The organism is Cytobacillus sp. EB106-05-05-XG126 (assembly GCF_058791715.1).
The window spans coordinates 1-1,623 of record NZ_JBYTDU010000041.1 but is presented as its reverse complement, the minus strand read 5'-3'; the positions used below and the strand labels follow the sequence as shown (position 1 = coordinate 1,623).

Here is a 1,623-nt window from a genome sequence, read left to right as displayed (position 1 = left end):
AAACCAGCTAATAGTTTGTCAACTTTTTTCATTTAAATTGCTTTTTGTTGTGTGGTATCCTAAAAATATGCATACCAAATAACCTTCCGTGAGAACGTTACTGGAAGGTTTTGACCTATTTAGTTAGCTTTTCATTTTAGGCTATATCTTGGAAAGTTGAATTGCTTTTTAAGAGTGCAAAAATCCAATGTAAAAGCTTATTCGCACAAGCGATTATGGCTACCTTGTATGGCTTTCCTTCGCCACGTTTCTTATCATAAAACTCCCGTAGCTTCTTATTGCGTGGGATAATTTCCGGTGTTGTCTTCTTCTTGCGGGAATCACGAATCGCACACCTGACAGCCATATATAACGCATGTCTAAGCCGGCTTGATCCTCTTTTTGTTATCCGGTTGACCGTCCCTTTGAATCTGCCGGATTCAAATATACTGGGATCTAACCCGGCAAATGCCACAAGTTTTTTAGCGTGGTTAAACCGTTCAATCTCCCCGATTTCAGAAATGATCGTTGCCGCGATCTTTTCTCCGATACCTGGGATGGATTGGATGATTTGATATTCTTCCATTTCTTTCGCCAAGGCATCTATCTCTGCTTCCAACTTTGATAGGTGCCTTTGGTACTCCAGAAGCATCATTATGTTCAGTTCAAGACTTGTGATATGGCTTTGATACAATATTTCCTCAAAAGGATTTCTGGAGGCTGCCTCGATAAGCTTCTTTGCCTGGGTGTGTGCCCACTTGATTGAACGGCTTTTACAAAGTTCATCAATCCGGTTGGCCAGGGTATCTTCTTCGACTCCCAATACCTCTTTGGAGGTCGGGAATTCCAATAAGGTTAATAGGGAGACAGCCGAATACAAGTCTCCAAAAACATTTTCGTATTCAGGGAATACCTGATCTAGTACTGCCTGAAACTGGAGCTTTGTCTGTACATACATACCCGTCATGCTTTCGTGCTGCCTCGTAAGGTTACGAAGGTTCAAAAGCTGAATCCCACGCTTTTTATAAGGCTCCAGTTCCTCTTTGTAATAGAGCTCGCAAAGATGCCTGGCATCGATTATGTCTGTTTTTACCTTCCGCAAGGAAGAGCTTTTTGCCCGATAAGAAACGAGTGGGTTAACAATAATAAGCAAGTAGCCTCTTTCCTCAAAATACTGGACGACTGGCGTATGGTAATGTCCTGTAGACTCTAGAACAATGGGTGGTTTTATCCCCGTAAGATCTTGAATTTCTCTAAAAAACTCACTTAATATCCCCAAACCTTCTAGAGTATGAGATACTTTAAAGCTTGTTTTATAAGGTTTTTTCTTATCCAAGAAAGCCTGTACCTGGCTTTCGCCTTTGGCTACATCCAGCCCAACAACAGGATTCATTCTTTTATCTCCTCCAAATAAATATAAATTTGCCGGCAGCCCCTAGTCCTTCTTGCAGTTTCATAGCTTCGCTTGTTATACGAGATCGTTGTCCCAACCAGCCAAATCATGTTTAAGCAAGTAGGGGGTGAACAGTTTAGCTGACGGGATTCTCCTCCCACGGGCAGGTGCGTTCTACCCCGGCTACCGTAATAATAAAACCATATAAAAAATGGTCAACCAGAAATATCTGGCTGACCTTATAATACGAA

1 protein-coding gene is annotated in these 1,623 nt (G+C 41.8%); it reads right to left on the bottom strand.

Annotation, left to right across the window (positions count from 1 at the left end; genetic code table 11):
• Positions 1–136: 136 nt before the first annotated feature.
• Complete coding sequence (locus tag AC3WTL_RS25625) at positions 137–1,372, bottom strand: IS110 family RNA-guided transposase (protein WP_492370278.1); 1,236 nt, start codon at positions 1,370–1,372, stop codon at positions 137–139.
• Positions 1,373–1,623 lie beyond the last annotated feature (251 nt).